The 16,987-nt window shown below is 37.2% G+C and carries 12 protein-coding genes; 1 reads left to right on the top strand and 11 read right to left on the bottom strand.

Going from position 1 to position 16,987, the window contains the following annotated elements; genetic code table 11:
- Positions 1-115: 115 nt before the first annotated feature.
- From hemB to hemA, 5 genes are read right to left on the bottom strand one after another with little or no spacing between them, the layout of a single operon-like run.
- A complete protein-coding gene (gene hemB, locus BK579_RS10460; RefSeq protein ID WP_078545297.1) occupies positions 116-1,099 on the bottom strand; it encodes a porphobilinogen synthase in 984 nt (327 codons plus the stop codon).
- Between the two features lie 16 nt (positions 1,100-1,115).
- Positions 1,116-1,883: a uroporphyrinogen-III synthase gene (locus BK579_RS10455; RefSeq protein WP_078545295.1), complete on the bottom strand. Its 768-nt coding sequence runs from the start codon at positions 1,881-1,883 to the stop codon at positions 1,116-1,118.
- A complete protein-coding gene (hemC, locus tag BK579_RS10450) occupies positions 1,883-2,812 on the bottom strand; it encodes a hydroxymethylbilane synthase (RefSeq protein ID WP_078545294.1) in 930 nt (309 codons plus the stop codon). Before hemC ends, BK579_RS10455 begins: the two co-directional genes overlap by 1 nt.
- A 12-nt stretch (positions 2,813-2,824) precedes the next feature.
- A complete protein-coding gene (locus BK579_RS10445) occupies positions 2,825-3,658 on the bottom strand; it encodes a cytochrome C assembly family protein (RefSeq protein WP_078545292.1) in 834 nt (277 codons plus the stop codon).
- Between the two features lie 13 nt (positions 3,659-3,671).
- The gene (gene hemA, locus BK579_RS10440) at positions 3,672-5,027 is read right to left on the bottom strand and encodes a glutamyl-tRNA reductase (RefSeq protein ID WP_078545290.1); all 1,356 of its coding nucleotides are present in this window, start codon (positions 5,025-5,027) and stop codon (positions 3,672-3,674) included.
- A 642-nt stretch (positions 5,028-5,669) separates the two neighbouring features.
- Here hemA and BK579_RS10435 point away from each other — a divergent pair.
- Complete coding sequence (locus BK579_RS10435) at positions 5,670-6,155, top strand: hypothetical protein (protein WP_078545289.1); 486 nt, start codon at positions 5,670-5,672, stop codon at positions 6,153-6,155.
- A 324-nt stretch (positions 6,156-6,479) separates the two neighbouring features.
- Here the strand turns inward: BK579_RS10435 and yihA are convergent, their stop codons facing one another.
- The 6 genes from yihA to BK579_RS10405 form a co-directional block, all read right to left on the bottom strand.
- Positions 6,480-7,061 (bottom strand): ribosome biogenesis GTP-binding protein YihA/YsxC, encoded by a 582-nt coding sequence (yihA, locus tag BK579_RS10430; protein ID WP_078545287.1) that lies wholly within the window; start codon positions 7,059-7,061, stop codon positions 6,480-6,482.
- Positions 7,058-9,382, bottom strand: a complete 2,325-nt coding sequence (gene lon / locus BK579_RS10425) for an endopeptidase La (RefSeq protein WP_078545286.1) — start codon at positions 9,380-9,382, stop codon at positions 7,058-7,060. Before lon ends, yihA begins: the two co-directional genes overlap by 4 nt.
- A gap of 522 nt (positions 9,383-9,904) precedes the next feature.
- Positions 9,905-11,584, bottom strand: coding sequence for an ATP-dependent protease LonB (gene lonB, locus BK579_RS10420; RefSeq protein ID WP_078545284.1), 1,680 nt, complete (start codon positions 11,582-11,584; stop codon positions 9,905-9,907).
- A gap of 605 nt (positions 11,585-12,189) precedes the next feature.
- On the bottom strand, positions 12,190-13,461 hold the full coding sequence (gene clpX / locus BK579_RS10415) for an ATP-dependent protease ATP-binding subunit ClpX (RefSeq protein WP_078545281.1): 1,272 nt from the start codon (positions 13,459-13,461) through the stop codon (positions 12,190-12,192).
- Between the two features lie 377 nt (positions 13,462-13,838).
- Positions 13,839-15,125, bottom strand: a complete 1,287-nt coding sequence (gene tig, locus BK579_RS10410; RefSeq protein ID WP_078545279.1) for a trigger factor — start codon at positions 15,123-15,125, stop codon at positions 13,839-13,841.
- 302 nt (positions 15,126-15,427) lie between these two features.
- Positions 15,428-16,465: a tetratricopeptide repeat protein gene (locus BK579_RS10405; protein ID WP_078545277.1), complete on the bottom strand. Its 1,038-nt coding sequence runs from the start codon at positions 16,463-16,465 to the stop codon at positions 15,428-15,430.
- Positions 16,466-16,987 lie beyond the last annotated feature (522 nt).

Here is a 16,987-nt window from a genome sequence, read left to right as displayed (position 1 = left end):
AATAGTTTAGTATGTATTCATGAAAAAAAGAGATAATTGCAAAATAGGTGTTAACTCTTATAAGCTACCCCATTCTAACCGCAAATTACCCCTTTCAACTTTTTTAAAATTAATGTTACTTTTCTTCTGCTAACCAACGTGCAATATCTTTTGAAAAATAAGTAATAATTAAGTCAACACCGGCACGTTTCATACCAGTTAGACTTTCCATCACGATGTCTTTTTCATTAATCCAACCATTGGCAGCTGCCGCTTTTACCATTGAATATTCTCCACTTACATTATAAGCAACAACAGGGACATTATAGTTGTTTTTCACATCTCTGATGATGTCTAAATAAGCTAATGCTGGCTTCACGATGATAAAGTCAGCACCTTCAGCAAGATCGCTTTCTGCTTCACGGAGTGCCTCAAGACGATTGGCAGGATCCATTTGATATGCTTTACGATCACCGAATTGAGGTGTGCTATGTGCTGCATCACGGAACGGGCCATAAAATGCAGATGAATATTTTACTCCATAAGACATGATTGGAACATGGCTGAATCCAGCTTCATCTAACCCAACACGAATGGCTGCAACAAAGCCATCCATCATATTAGAAGGGGCAATAATATCTGCTCCTGCTTTCGCTTGGCTTACGGCTGTTCTTGCTAGTAAATCTAATGTTGGATCATTAAGGATTTGTCCTTCCTCAACAATTCCACAATGTCCATGTGAAGTGTATTGGCAAAGACATGTATCAGCAATAACTACTAGCTCAGGGTGCTGTTTTTTTACTGCGCGAGTTGCTTTTTGAACAATTCCATTATCATGGTATGCTTCTGTTCCTAGCTCGTCCTTATGATCTGGCACTCCAAAAAGAATTACGGATTTAATTCCTAGATTCACTACCTCATTGATTTCATCATTTAAAAGATCCAATGATAGATGATATACTCCAGGCATTGATGCTACTTCATTTCGTACATTTTCACCTTCAACCACAAAAATAGGATAGATAAGATCGTTTACACTCAAATGCGTTTCACGAACCATAGAGCGTAAATTTGCTGAATGACGAAGACGTCGGTGACGATTAAACTGTAAATCTTGCATATGTATTTTCCTCCTCTTAGGTTTGATAAAGTAGGACTAACTCTTGTAACATCGTATCTGTGGTATATGTCGTAGGACAAACCTGTACTAATATACCTGCCTCTTGTAGCGCTGACTTTGTGATTGGCCCGATAGCAGCTATCACTTTATCGTCAATCCATTCTCGCCAGGGCTGACCTTCTAGAAGCTTAATAAAATTGGTCACGGTTGACGGACTAGTAAAAGTGAGCACATCCACTTGATTTTCTTTAAGTAAATAGATTAATTTTTCTTTTTCAGACGTATTCATGGAATTCTCATAAATGACTAAGTCATCTACCACTCCACCAAGCTCCTTCAATTCATTCGGGATGTGTGACCTTGATAGATTTCCTCTAGCCAAGAGAAACCGTTCGCCTTCTTTTAAAAGTGGCTTGAACGCCTGTGTGAGACTTTCAGCTACAAAATCAGATGGAATTAAATCAGCTTGAAAACCCTTTTGGCTTAATGCTTCATTCGTTTTCGATCCAATTACCGCAATTTTTGGTAAAACACTTTGGTGTCCTAATGCTTCAAAGAAAAACTCAACTCCATTTTCACTTGTGAAAATAAGCCAATCATATGTATCGAGCCTTTTTATCGTTTCTTTTATTTTTTCAAGCTTACTTGGATATTGAAAAGAAATGAGAGGAACTTCAACCGGCGTTCCTCCTAATTCTTTAATTTTCAAAGAAAACTCTTTCGCTTGGTCCTTACCTCTAGTAACTAGTATTTTCTTTCCTAAAAGAGGTAGATTATGATTCATTACTGATCAAGCTCCTGTTTTACACGATCAATTAAGTCCTTCGCACCTTGCTCAGATAGCTTAGTAGCTGCTTCATGACCTACTTTCATCGCATCTGTTCCACGGACTAGCTCCTTATAAATCGTTTTTCCATCAGGAGAGCCTACTAAAACAGTTAGTGTAACATTATCATTTTCTAGTTCAGCGTAGCCAGCAATCGGTACTTGACAACCGCCTTCCATTTTATGAAGAAATGCACGTTCTGCTGTTACTGTTTTTGAGGTTGTATCATCATTTAATAGTGCTAGTGCATCTAGTAAATCTTGATCATCTTTACGACATTCAATTGACAAAGCACCCTGTCCAACAGCTGGTAAACACACGTCTGCTTCTAAATAGTCGGTCACAACGTCCTTAGACCAGCCCATACGAGCCAAACCGGCTGCTGCTAATACAATGGCATCATAGTCTTCATTTTCAAGCTTAGCAAGCCTTGTATCGATATTTCCACGAATCCACTTAATCTCAAGATCAGGACGAATCGCTAAAAGCTGTGCACTTCTTCTTAAGCTACTTGTACCAACTACAGAGCCACTCTTCAGCTCGCTAAACGGAACATGGTCCTTTGAAATAATTACATCACGATGATCTTCACGCTTTGGGATACATCCAATCGTAAGACCTTCTGGAAGTACTGCTGGCATATCCTTCATACTATGGACAGCCATATCAATTTCTTTATTTAACATCGCTTGTTCAATTTCCTTTACGAACAATCCTTTTCCACCAACTTTGGAAAGGGTAACATCAAGGATTTGATCTCCTTTTGTTACGATTTCCTTGACTTCAAACTCAAAAGGTGCACCCAAATTCTTAAGCTGTTGAATCACCCAGTTAGTTTGTGTAAGTGCAAGCTTACTTCTTCTTGAGCCAACGATAATTTTTCGCATAATATCCTCCTGCTATGAATTCCAAAAATGAAAGCGCGATAAGCTTCCAAATAGAAAAAAGTTTATAAGTAAAATTAAAAAAGAGCCTATATTCCATAATGCTATTGATTTGCCTTGAAGTCCAATGACAACTTTTTTATATAAATAATAGCTATACACAAGTAAGACAGTAAATGATCCTAGTACCTTAGCATCATACCAATGAAACGTACTAAGTGAAATGTACGCCCAAAGAATCCCTAAGACAAGTGATAGTAACAGCATCGGTACTCCAATTACATTTAATACATATGACATGTGATCAAGCTTAGACAAATCTCCAAGTCGTAATAGACGTTTGCCCCACTTTTTCTTTTTTAATAGATTAAATTGAATGATATATAGTATTGAAAAAACAAATGATAGTGAAAAAGCGCCATAAGATAAGATTGCCATCGTAATATGAATCATCAGAAGTTCAGAGACGAGTTGGCCTGCCTCTACCGAGGACCCACCATGTTGCTCAGGTGCAAAGGTGTGTATCGACATAATCGAGAAGCCAATCACATTTGTGAAAAACACTGTAAAATCTACACGTAATAATTTATTAATAACCAACGAAAGTGTAATTAAAACCCAGGCAAAAAAGTATAATCCCTCTAATAAACTAAGAACTGGGAATCTGCCTGTTTCAAATATTCTAAATGCCAGAAACGAGGTTTGTAAAAGCCATACAAATGCAAGTAACCAGAAGGCCGCGGTATTTGCCTTCCGGTTGTTATGAAGAAAATCTATAAAATATAAAAGTACACTTAATGCATATAAAATAACTGTTAATTCATGCAGCCTTGTAAGATTTATCTCCATTTAGACTATTCTCCTATGACTGAAGAGAAGGCTCATTTATTCTGTTAAGCCCACGTTCAACAACATCTTTTCGTTGCGTTTGTGTTTCTCGTTCAGTTTCTACCGCCTCTTCAATATCAAATATCTTCATGAAGAGATCTAGTGTTTCATCTGCATTTTGATCTGCCGCAAGTTCTTTCACACGTAAAATCGGATCACGTAATAACTGATTAATAATACTCTTTGTGTGTTTGTTTAATAGCTTTTTCTCACGATCTGTTAAGTTAGGCATTTTGCGCTCAATGCTTTCCATCGTTTCGGCTTGAACAGCTAACGCCTTTTTGCGTAGAGCAGAAATCACAGGCACGACACCCAGTGTTCCAAGCCATTGCTTAAACTCAACGATTTCAGCTTCAATCATGATTTCAATACTTTCAGCGGCCTTCTTGCGCTCTTGCATATTTGCTTCTACAATGCCTTCTAAATCATCAATATCATATAAGAACACAGTATCTAATTCAGCAAGTGCTGGATCTAAATCACGAGGAACGGCAATGTCTACCATAAACAATGGGCGACCTTTTCTCATGCGTTCCACATGTGTCATCATTTCCTTCGTAATTACATACCCTTTTGCACCAGTTGAGCTAATCATAATATCAGCTTCCATTAATGCACATTGAAGCTCTTGAAGTGGTTTGGCAGCACCATCAAACTTTTTCGCTAAATCTTGGGCTTTTTCAAATGTACGGTTCATCACAGTCACTTGCTTTACGCCATTTCCGTAAAGGTTTTGTGCTGCAAGTTCACCCATTTTACCTGCACCAAGAATAAGAACATGCTTATTAGCAAGACTACCAAAAATCTTTTTAGCAAGCTCAACCGCAGCATAACTAACAGATACCGCATTTGCACCAATATCCGTTTCAGCATGTGCACGCTTAGCTAAAGTGATTGATTGTTTGAACAGCTGATTAAAAACTGTCCCAATCGTATTTTCCTCTTGAGCTAACAAGAAGCTAGAACGAACCTGACCAAGAATCTGTGTTTCTCCAACTACCATCGAGTTCAAACCACACGTTACATTAAATAAATGCTCAATTGCACCATCGTTTTCATATATGTTAAGGAATGGAGTAAACTCTTCCTTCTCAATATTAAACCACTCTGATAGAAATGCTTTTATAAAGTGACGTCCTGTATGCAACTGATCAACAACCGCATAAATCTCTGTACGATTACATGTTGATATGATGATATTCTCTAAAATACTTTTCTTATTTTTGAGCTGTTTCATCGCATCTGCTAGATCAGTCGTATTAAAAGATAATCTCTCTCGTATTTCTACAGGGGCAGTTTTATAATTTAATCCGACAACTATGACATGCATTCGATGACACCCCCAAAATTTTTTTATTAGTTAAACAACAGCTATATAGTATAAACCCTAAAAAGGGATTTAATCATAAGAAATCCTATTGGTATTATAACATGTCTCCGTTTTATCAATCAAAATAATTGTGAACAGAATGTGAATCCGTATAATAAGATTAAAATATCGATTAAAATATATCAAAAATAGCCCGTCTCCTGTTAAACTTACAAAGAGTACAATACCAAAAAACGTGAGGTTATTCAAGTATTCTTTACTATTAGCTATTTTCGTTATCCTTGGACTTTCTAAATTTGAGTTAAACAACTCTTTTAGGAGAAGATCAGTAGTCTTTCTAATGAGAATTTCCTCAGTTGGCTATAGTAAAAGATAGCAATACTTTATAGGTAGACCCATCATGTGAATGAGTATTTGCAGCGTAATGGATAAAAAGTTTTCATACTCATTGTGAAATGAGCGGAGAGCCACTCGACTCCTGCGGGATATGCAGTTGACGTGAGACCCTGCAGGAGCAGCCCTTGCGACGAGGAGGCTCATGCCCGCCCCGCGGAAAGCGAGTGGATCGCAGCGAATGCAACTCTTCCACCCTAAGTTATTTTTAAGATATAGCTTTACTATTTTAATTGGAGGTATAGTAAGTTGAAGAAACATAGTATTTTTCCTGGAATGATTTTAATTGGGTTTGGTACATATTTTTTATTGCAGCATTTAAACATAGCCTTGTTCCCTGGCATATTTTCTTGGGGCACAATGGCAATGATTATCGGGATTACCTTACTTGTACAAGCTTATAGTTTGAATGATGATAGTCATATTTTACCTGGAGTTATATTAACAGGGTTTGGCTTTCATTTTCACGAATTAAATAGCCTTCCTATTTGGCCGGAGCACCGCGGCATGCTAGTGCTGATTGTTGCAGTTGGCTTCATTTTAAGATCACTTAAAACAAAAGCTGATCATGGGCAAGGCTTCTTATTACTTGCAATTGCACTTTTAATTTTAAATTATACTTCTTTTATCAGTTATGTAAGTAGTTTAGGTAGTTTTGTTGGTGCTGTGATTAAGTATTGGCCGATTATCTTAATAGGTGTTGGATTTTATCTATTATTTGTTAAGAAGAAGTAAAATATTCCATGTTTGAAATAACCATTTAGGATTTAGTATAGTTCCCTTTTATACTCTTGTGCTTATAAGAAGTGGTAATTAAAATGGAATTTCCACACTCAATGTGGAATGAGCGGAGAGCCACTCGACTCCTGCGGGATGCACGGGGCAAAGTGAGCCCCCGCAGGAGCCTGCGACGAGGAGGCTCACCGTCCCGCCCGCGGTATCCCGCGAGTGGTTCGGAGCGAGTGCAACTCTTCCACCTAAGTAATACTGGGGTTATCCTTCATTATCCCGCAAAAAATAAAGCTACCAAGAGTCTCCCCTTGATAGCTTTCACTACACTTACATAAAACTCTGCATTGCTGCCCAAGCCTTATCTTTCCCCAAGCCTGTTTCTGACGAAAATAATACAATTTGATCATTAGGATCTAATTCAAGTGTTTCTTTTACCACTTTCAGATGTTTATCCCATTTCCCTTTAGGAATTTTGTCAGCTTTGGTTGCGATAATGATGACTGGAATATTGTAATGTTTTACAAAGTCATACATCATAATATCATCATTTGTTGGAGGATGACGCAGGTCAACAATTTGAACAACTGCTCTGAGCTGTTCTCGTCTTGTTAGATATGTTTCAATCATCTTCCCCCATGCTGCGCGTTCCGTTTTTGAAACCTTTGCATAGCCATAACCAGGTACGTCCACAAAGAAGATTGCTTCATTGATTAAAAAGAAATTCAATGTTTGGGTTTTTCCTGGTTTTGATGATGTGCGGGCTAAAGCTTTGCGAGCAATCATTTTATTAATAAAAGAGGATTTACCAACATTTGATCTCCCAGCTAACGCGAATTCTGGGAAATCAGTGTCAGGGTACTGCTCTGGTTTTACCGCACTTATGACTATTTCAGCTGTATTTACTTTCATTCTGTCCCACCTACTAATGCATGTTCTAGTACTTCATCCAGGTGAGATACGGTAACAAATTGAAGATCATTACGAACACTTTCTGGAATGTCATCTATATCTTTCTCGTTCTCTTTTGGACATATAATCTTCTTAAGACCTGCACGATGTGCACTTAAAGACTTTTCTTTTAACCCACCAATCGGAAGAACTCTTCCTCTTAGTGTGATCTCGCCTGTCATTCCCACTTCCTTACGTACTGCCCGACCAGTTAATGCTGATATTAATGCTGTCGCAATCGTAATACCGGCAGATGGACCATCCTTCGGAACAGCGCCTTCTGGAACATGGATATGGATATCATTTTTCTCATGGAATTCAGGATCGATCTTAAGCTCTACTGCTTTTGAACGAACATAGCTGAATGCTGCTTGAGCAGATTCCTTCATCACATCTCCAAGCTTTCCTGTTAAAACTAATTTCCCTTTACCAGGTGCTAAAGCCACTTCAATGGATAACGTATCGCCACCGAATGCAGTATATGCAAGACCTGTTGAAACTCCGACTTGGTCTTCAAGCTCAGCTTGGCCATAGCGGAATTTTGATTTTCCTAAGAACTCTTCTAAGTTTTTCTCAGTAACCACAATCCGCTTTCTATCTTCAGATACAATGATTTTTGCAGCTTTTCGACAGATTGTTGCCAATTGTCGCTCAAGACCACGAACACCTGCCTCACGAGTGTAATGACGTATTAAACCTTGAATCGCTTCGTCACGCATTTGGAGCTTTCCTTTTTGTAAGCCATGCTCTTCAATTTGTTTTTGAAGAAGATGGTCTTTGGCAATATGGATTTTCTCAAGCTCCGTATACCCAGCGATGGTGATAATCTCCATACGATCTAACAATGGTCCAGGAATGGTTCCCAGATTGTTTGCCGTAGCAATAAACATAACCTTTGAAAGATTATAAGGCTCTTCAATGAAATGATCGCTAAACGTACTATTTTGTTCAGGATCCAATACCTCTAGCATTGCTGCAGAAGGATCTCCTCTGAAATCACTAGACATTTTATCAATTTCATCCAGCAGAAAAACAGGATTGATTGTATTAGCTTTCTTCATTCCCTGAATGATACGGCCAGGCATTGCTCCAACATAGGTTCTTCGGTGCCCTCTAATTTCCGATTCATCCCTAACTCCACCAAGTGAAATACGGACAAAATTTCTACCTAATGATTTAGCAATGGATTTTGCTAACGAGGTTTTACCAACTCCAGGAGGTCCCGCTAAGCAAAGGATGGGTCCTTTTAGTGACTGTGTTAATTGTTGAACCGCCAAGTATTCAAGGACACGTTCTTTTACTTTTTCTAAACCATAGTGATCCTTTTCAAGCACATCTTCCGCATGATGAATATCTAGCTGATCTACAGTTGCTTTTGTCCAAGGTAAAGCAAGTAACCATTCAATGTAATTACGTATAACCGCACTTTCAGCAGACGTTTGTGGAATTTTTTCGTATCGCTCCAATTCCTTTAAAGCAATTTTCCCCACATTTTCTGGCATCCCAGCAGCTTCAATTTTCTCTTTTAATGTGGTGACTTCGCCTGTCTTACCCTCTTTATCACCTAGCTCTTTTTGAATCGCCTTCATTTGCTCACGAAGGTAGTATTCTTTCTGAGTTCTTTCCATCGAGCGTTTTACACGTTGACCAATTTTTTTCTCAAGAGTTAACACTTCTTTTTCGTTATTGATAATCTCAATAATTTTATTCACACGTTCTTTCACATCTAGTGTTTCTAGTATTTCTTGCTTTTCCTTTAATTTTAAAGGTAGATGTGACGCTATAATATCAGCCATTCTTCCTGGCTCTTCAATATCAGTTACGCTTGAATAGGTTTCGGTTGAAATTTTCTTTGAGATCTTTATGTATTGCTCAAAATATTCAAGCATTGTTCTCATTAAAGCTTCACTTTCAACATCCTTATCAGTTTCATCCTCAAAGGTTTTTACCTTAACCGTTAAGTATGTATCTTCATTGTATAATTCAGCGATTTCTGCTCTCACTAAGCCTTCAACTAACACTCTAATTGTGCCATTCGGTAGTTTAAGCATCTGTTTGACCTTTGTTACTGTCCCAACCTTATAGATATCCTCTAACATCGGGTCATCGACAGATACATCTGTTTGGGTAGTTAGAAAAATAATATGGTCTTCCACCATTGCTTTTTCCAACGCTTGAACCGATTTATCTCGTCCCACATCTAAATGTAATACCATCGTTGGATATACCAATAACCCTCGAAGTGGTAAAAGAGGAACAATGATCTCATTGTCAATTTTCATGCAAACACCTCAAAATTCCATTAATATAATTACTCTTATACGTTATATCTTACTCTATATTATAATTTTTATGGGCTATATCCCGATAAAATTTACTACCAAAAGCGAACATACTCCATAGCTTCGTAAAAATAGCCTATTAATATAATTCCATATCCAATTTTAATATAGGGTAATTAGTAACAAACATCCAGAAAAGAGTCATTACTTAAGGCTGTTTTCGTATACTTTGTTGCTTTTAAAGGTCTAGTAAATCACTATGAACTGAGTAGAGTGGCATCTTTTCTTCCTAAAGATAACCATAACATCTAGTGAAATAGTATAACCTGTCCGAAAATAGGTTCATTAGCAACAAGCTTTCCAAAAAGAGCCTTTTTAAAAAAATGACTTTGTATCATTCTATCTTATTTACTATAACGTGTCTATTAAGAGGAACCTAAGGGCCAGGCTTCTCATTAATTCTCATAATTCTTATGCATATAAAAAATAAAAGGGAAGGGTACGCCCTTCCCTCCTCAATAGTTAGACAGACTCTTTTGCAGATAAGTCAGCAGACGCTGGTATAGACTCATCCGTAATATGTTCCACATTGTTAACTGGCGCTAATGCAATATCAAATACTTGTTCAAGATGTGTGACAGGAATAATCTCAATGCCCTCAATCTCTCGCAAGATGTTTTGCATATTTTCTTTTGGAATGATTACCCGTTGTACACCTGCTTGCTTAGCAGCCTTCACTTTTGCGACAACTCCACCGATTGGTTTTACTTGACCATGAATACTGATTTCACCAGTCATGGCAATCATATTACTTACAGGTAGTTTATTTATAGCTGAGTAGATCCCTGTTGCCATCGCAATACCAGCAGAAGGTCCATCTACAGGAATTCCTCCAGGGAAGTTGACATGAATATCAAAGTCTCCAGCAGGAACACCCATTGAGCGAAGGACTGTGATCACATTTTCTATTGATCCTTTAGCCATACTTTTTCTACGCACTGACTTGCTTCGGTCTCCAATACTTTCTTCTTCAACAATTCCTGTAATATTAATTGACCCTTTTTCTATTGCAGGAATAACCGTTACTTCAATTTCAAGTAAGGAACCAGTATTAGGTCCATACACCGCTAAGCCATTCACAAGACCAATTTTGGGTTGTTCATTAATTTTCTTATCATTTCTAGGAGATAGTTGACTTGAATGGATTACCCATTCAATGTCATCATCCTTAATTAAAGTTCGATCCTCTGATATTGCAAGGCCGGCTGCAATTTGAACCATGTTGACTACTTCTCGACCATTTCGACAATACTCTGCTAACATCATGACTCCTTTTTCTGTAGCAGTCATTCCTACTTTATCAAGAGCATTTCGAACAACTTTTGCTAGCTCATCTTTATCTAGCTCTCTAAAAAACACTTCCAAGCATCTTGATCGAATAGCTGGTGGTAATTCATTTGGAGTTCTAGTGGTCGCTCCAATTAAGCGAAAGTCTGCCGGTAATCCATTTTTAAAGATATCATGAATATGGGTTGGAATTTGTGCATTTTCTTCACTATAATAAGCACTTTCCAAAAATACTTTGCGATCCTCTAACACTTTTAGCATCTTGTTCATCTGAATCGGATGAAGCTCACCAATTTCATCAATAAATAATACTCCACCATGAGCATGTGTTACTGCTCCTTGTTTAGGCTGTGGAATACCTGCTTGTCCCATAGCTCCAGCACCCTGATAAATAGGGTCATGAACTGATCCAATAAGCGGATCAGCAATTCCTCTTTCATCAAATCTTGCTGTTGTTGCATCTAATTCTACAAATACTGCTGAATTTTTAAATGGGGATTTTGCATTTCTTTTTGCTTCTTCTAGTACTAATCTAGCAGCGGCTGTTTTTCCTACACCAGGCGGTCCATAAATAATCACATGCTGTGGATTTGGTCCACATAGGGCAGCCTTTAATGATTTTATTCCATCCTCTTGGCCCACGATGTCATTAAAACTTGTCGGTCTAACTTTTTCTGCTAGAGGTTCTGTTAAAGAGATTGCTCTCATTTTGCGCAACTGTTCCATTTCTTTTCGCGATTCTTTATCAATTGAGACCTTCTGTGTCCGTTGATTTTTAAGTAAATTCCAAAAATAAAGCCCAATGATAATCCCAAAAAACAGCTGTACAAACAAAGCGATTCCTGTCCAACTCATAAAATACCTCCTGCACTCTAGTTGTAATCAATAGTTCCCTGTAAAAATTTATGGATAAAAGGAAACCTTATTCTCTCTCTTTTTTTCTCTTGCTATGTATCTTCCTATCGGCGAATATGATGATAGATGCGTCTTATAGCTAGTATCTCCTGCCGAGAGATGTAATAAACAGAAAAAAAGGAGAATCTTGAATTAACATGAATTGAAGGCATATTTACTCGGTATTAGGAGAATTCAGAGGCTCCACCTTATTAGCGACAAGTTAGGGGAAGTAGACTTGGATGAATGATTAATCTAGGTAGACATCCAGGCTAATTTAATTCGCACTTGACGAATGAAAATTGCTACACCACAGTGTGGAATGTGCGGAGAGCCACTTGACTCCTGCGGGATTTAGTGGTCTCGGAAGACCCCGCAGGAGCCCCCAAGGCGACGAGGAGGCTCCCGGACCACCCCGCGGAAAGCAAGCACATGGAACTCCACAACCTAAGTTATTTTCAGGGTAGTACTTTAAGCAATCCGTTAGACACAAAAGATCATTCAACTATTTATATAAAAAACCCGAAAGGTTTAATAGTTCACCTTTCGGGTTTTGCACATTCATATTAAGCTGATGTTTTTTCTTCGTCATCACCTTGAACAACTGTACCGTCTTCAAGAACAAGCTTAGGTGATCTTGACTCTGAAACAGTTTCCGGTGTAATGATACATTTTTTAATATCATCTCTTGATGGTAGATCAAACATCACATCAAGCATGATTGATTCGATAATTGAGCGTAAACCACGCGCTCCAGTTTTTCGTTCAATTGCTTTTTTCGCAATTTCTAATAGTGCTCCATCTTCAAAGTCTAATTCAACTTCGTCTAATTCAAGCATCTTTTGATATTGCTTAACAAGGGCATTTTTAGGTTTTGTTAAGATCTCAACTAATGCTTCTTCATCAAGTGGCTCAAGGCTTGCAATGACTGGTAAACGACCAATAAACTCTGGAATTAAGCCAAATTTTAATAGATCTTCCGGTAACGCCTTTGAAAGTAACTCTTTTTGAGTAAGATCCTCTTGCTTAGTATCAGAACCGAAACCAATGACTTTTTTACCTAAGCGACGCTTAACGATTTGTTCAATTCCGTCAAACGCTCCACCAACGACAAATAAAATATTCGTTGTATCAATTTGAATGAACTCTTGATGTGGGTGCTTTCTGCCACCTTGTGGTGGAACACTAGCCACTGTTCCTTCAAGAATTTTTAGTAATGCTTGCTGTACACCTTCGCCTGATACATCTCTTGTAATTGATGGGTTTTCCGATTTACGAGCAACCTTGTCAATTTCATCAATGTAAATGATTCCTTTTTCTGCTTTTTCAACATCATAATCTGCAGCTTGAATTAATTTAAGCAAGATATTCTCAACATCTTCACCAACATATCCAGCTTCAGTTAAAGAAGTTGCGTCTGCAATTGCAAATGGCACATTTAATATTCTAGCTAAGGTTTGAGCAAGTAATGTTTTACCACTTCCAGTAGGGCCGATCATTACAATATTACTTTTTGATAGTTCTACATCATCTATTTTACTGTTTGAATTTATACGCTTGTAATGGTTGTAAACAGCAACTGATAATGATTTCTTAGCAGAATCTTGACCAATTACATACTCATCCAGTATTTCTCTAATTTCCTTTGGCTTAGGAACGTCTTTAAATTCTACTTCTTCCTCTGTTCCCAGTTCTTCTTCAACGATTTCAGTACAAAGCTCAATACACTCGTCGCATATATAAACACCAGGCCCTGCTACTAATTTACGGACTTGATCTTGTGTTTTACCACAAAAAGAACATTTCAATTGTCCTTTTTCATCGTTAAATTTAAACATTATGTCACCCCTTATCATTCTTCTCTTTCTAAATCTAATCTCTTGCTTTAGCACTATTTGCTAAAAAAGAGTGGCTCTCCCTACAAATTAATAATCAGCTAGTTATGTACTGCATTGTACCACAGATTCCCAAAAGACAGGTAATATAAACCCTTAGGCGAATTATGTAAATCAAATAAGTCTTGTCAAACAATTATGTAGTTTTTTAATTGAACGAAAAAAGCATGCCCTACTTCTATCATTCCCATTAATTAAAGATTAAAACAAGATTGATGCTGATTAATATATGTATATCGGTAGACAAGGCTGATTATTAATTAAATTTTAGGTACAAAACAAGGCACGATGAAAATCGCGCCTTATTCTATATACTTCTATTATGCAATACTTTTGCTGTTTTCTACAAGAAAATCGATTGCTTTTCTGATTTTCAAGTCTTCTTTAAGACCTTCTGCTCCACCGATCATTGTTTTAATCTGTTCAACTGGAGTTTGGTACATTTCAGCCATTTTCTCAAGCTCAGCATTAACCTCTTCATCAGAAGCAACTAAGTTTTCAGCATTTGCGATTGCTTCTAAAGTTAAGTTCACACGGACACGCTTAGCTGCATCTTCAGCCATTTGGCCGCGTAATGCAGACTCATCTTGACCTGAGAATTGGAAGTATAAGTCAAGGTTCATACCTTGCATTTGTAAACGTTGTTCGAACTCTTTTAGCATACGATCTAATTCTGTATCAACCATTGCTTGTGGTACATCAATTTCAGCATTTTCAGATGCTTTTTCAATTAATGTATCTTTCAATTGGTTTTCTGAATCATTTTTCTTCGTCTCTTCTAAACGAGCTCTAGTTTTAGCTTTTAATTCTTCTAATGTTTCAACTTCTTCATCCACATCTTTAGCGAACTCATCATCTAATTGTGGAAGCTCTTTTGCTTTGATTTCATGAATTTTCACTTTGAATGTAGCTGGCTTACCTGCTAAGTTTTCAGCATGGTATTCTTCAGGGAATGAAACTTCTACATCCTTTTCATCTCCATTGCTTAATCCAATAAGTTGCTCTTCAAATCCAGGAATGAAAGAACCTGAACCTACTTCTAATGAATAGTTATCAGCTTGACCACCTTCGAATGCTTCGCCATCAACGAATCCTTCGAAATCAAGTACAACTGTATCACCATTTTCAACAGTTCCTTCTTCTTTAACAACTAGTTCAGCATTTTTCTCTTGAAGTTGCTTTAGTTCTGCATCAATATCTTCGTCAGTTACTGTTGCATCTAAAACTTCAACTTCTAGACCTTTGTAATCACCTAATTTCACTTCAGGCTTTACAGTAACCTTTGCAGTGAAAATTAAGCTTTTGCCTTTTTCGATTTGTTCAACATCTACTTCAGGACGATCAACTGGCTCAATTCCAGTTTCTTGAATTGCACTAGCATATGCTTCAGGTAATAAAATATCCAAAGCATCTTGATAAAGTGCTTCTACACCAAAACGTTTTTCGAACATTCCACGAGGAACCTTACCTTTACGGAATCCTGGAATATTAACTTGTGTTACAACTTTTTTAAATGCAGCGTCAAGACCTTCGTTGACTTTTTCCGCATCTACTTCTATTGTTAGAACACCTTGATTGCCTTCTAACTTTTCCCATTTTGCAGACATGTATGTTTCCCTCCAACATCAAATATGTGAAAAAAAATTTTCACTTTTAGTTTTAAGATAACGAAATGCTATGTATTTGTAAAATCCAATATTCTTATAGACTGGTATTTGTCAATTATTAACAAGTCATTATCTGTTTATACTGTCATGTTTCATGCTTATGTAGTATTTATTTTAATCTAACAAGCATTTTACAACCACTACATTATAACACACAATTTTAAGCTTTCAACAGCTAGAATGTGTAAAAAATCAAGAATTCACGGGATTATGTATTGATACTAGTGGATTGGAAGAAACTACTAGTCATATAAATAAGAGATTTCCTCTATCTTTTGTATTCGATCAATCGCTTGTTTCAATTGAAAGACATTCACGCCGTACATATCCTCTAATTCACTATTTTCTATTTCAATCCCGTGTAGTTCATAGCCGTATAAATGGAGAGCTGCAGCCCAAATAATCGGTTTTTGGTCTTTCGGTACAAATGGAAATAAGATGAATAAAACCCTCATCCAAAGTTCCTTTGCCACTTCATATAATGTTGGATTTTCATTCCCTAATCCATTTTCAAGGTGACCCAAAACTTCTATTGAAAATTCATCTGTAAGCAAATCCTCAATCTGTGCTGGAACAATTTGAATTGTCTCTCCCAATTTTTCAACAGTAATTTCTTCTTGAACGTTTTGTTCCATCATGATTTGTAATAGTAACGTCTTAATCATAGGATCTTTAGCAGGGTCTGTTAAAAATGGTTTTAAGAGCTCTACATATTTATGTATACTATACTCCTTAATCGAATGCACAAATGCAGCTTGGTTGTTTCGATCTGCCTGATGAATGAGAACATCTTGAATTCGTTCAGAGAGTGTATAATTTTCTTCAAACTGTTCATCTTCATCATCCATTTGATATTCTTGGTCAGAAGCGGTAATCATTTTCCGACTAAGTTCTAACAGTTGATAAAAACTCTCAGCAAATTGTGATGGAATTTGGTCCTCTTCTAGTACTGCTTCAATTGTATCTTTAACATCCTTATATTGCCCAAGCTGAATTAAAATCGTTAAGTATACCTGTAACACATTAAAATAGTCACCGATATCCTGTTGAAGCATTAATTTACATCTTGACTTGGCTTCTTCAAGCTCCCCTAATTCTAACAAACAAAGTACGATCCCTAAATCTATTTCATCATGCTCTCCTGCAAGATCCTGAGCTTGCAGTAATAATGACAAGGCTTCTTTATAGTTCTTACTCTTCAGAGAATGTAAACCTTTTTCAATCAGCCTTTCCTTCAGTTTCGGAAACTGAAGTACTTTATTTTTATCGTTATTTTCCATTGAGTTAGTTCAACTCCATACTTCTGTCTTCATTTCAGTTTAGCAATCTACGTGTGATAATACAATAGCGTGGATTAGAAGATGGGTCAGTGTGGTGACTTCCTACTATTATCCTACTATTACAATATGAATTAGGTCGACTCTGATGCGTTTGTGACTTAGTATTCGGTCAAGTAGCTGCTTTGATTCCCTTGCGCTTTATTTTAGCCTAATAAGGGAATCTAACACTACCTTTCGTTCCCTTTGCACTTCATTTTTGCCTAGTAAGGGAATCTGTGACTACCTTTCGTTCCCTTCTCGCTTCATTTTTACCTAGTAAGGGAATCTGTGACTACCTTTCGTTCCCTTTGCACCTCATTTTTGCCTAGTAAGGGAATCTGTGACTACCTTTCGTTCCCTTTGCACCTCATTTTTGCCTAGTAAGGGAATCTGTGACTGATTAAGTCCGTATAATTGTGTAAAAAGAAAAAGGGTTCATTTTATTCACTCTTGGCTACAATGTTTTCAACGACGATAAACATT

The sequence above is a fragment of the Litchfieldia alkalitelluris genome (genome assembly GCF_002019645.1).
GTDB classification, from domain to species: domain Bacteria; phylum Bacillota; class Bacilli; order Bacillales; family Bacillaceae_L; genus Litchfieldia; species Litchfieldia alkalitelluris.
Note: the sequence above shows the minus strand (reverse complement) of the source record. Positions and strands in the feature narration are given on the sequence as shown.

Bases quoted from the DNA above. Each gene is read 5' to 3' on its own strand.
- clpX (WP_078545281.1), bottom strand. From the start codon at position 13,461: ATGTTTAAATTTAACGATGAAAAAGGACAATTGAAATGTTCTTTTTGT.
- yihA (WP_078545287.1), bottom strand. From the start codon at position 7,061: ATGAAAGTAAATACAGCTGAAATAGTCATAAGTGCGGTAAAACCAGAG.
- hemB (WP_078545297.1), bottom strand. From the start codon at position 1,099: ATGCAAGATTTACAGTTTAATCGTCACCGACGTCTTCGTCATTCAGCA.
- hemC (WP_078545294.1), bottom strand. From the start codon at position 2,812: ATGCGAAAAATTATCGTTGGCTCAAGAAGAAGTAAGCTTGCACTTACA.
- BK579_RS10455 (WP_078545295.1), bottom strand. From the start codon at position 1,883: ATGAATCATAATCTACCTCTTTTAGGAAAGAAAATACTAGTTACTAGA.
- BK579_RS10405 (WP_078545277.1), bottom strand. From the start codon at position 16,465: ATGGAAAATAACGATAAAAATAAAGTACTTCAGTTTCCGAAACTGAAG.
- lon (WP_078545286.1), bottom strand. From the start codon at position 9,382: ATGAAAATTGACAATGAGATCATTGTTCCTCTTTTACCACTTCGAGGG.
- lonB (WP_078545284.1), bottom strand. From the start codon at position 11,584: ATGAGTTGGACAGGAATCGCTTTGTTTGTACAGCTGTTTTTTGGGATT.
- hemA (WP_078545290.1), bottom strand. From the start codon at position 5,027: ATGCATGTCATAGTTGTCGGATTAAATTATAAAACTGCCCCTGTAGAA.
- BK579_RS10445 (WP_078545292.1), bottom strand. From the start codon at position 3,658: ATGGAGATAAATCTTACAAGGCTGCATGAATTAACAGTTATTTTATAT.
- tig (WP_078545279.1), bottom strand. From the start codon at position 15,125: ATGTCTGCAAAATGGGAAAAGTTAGAAGGCAATCAAGGTGTTCTAACA.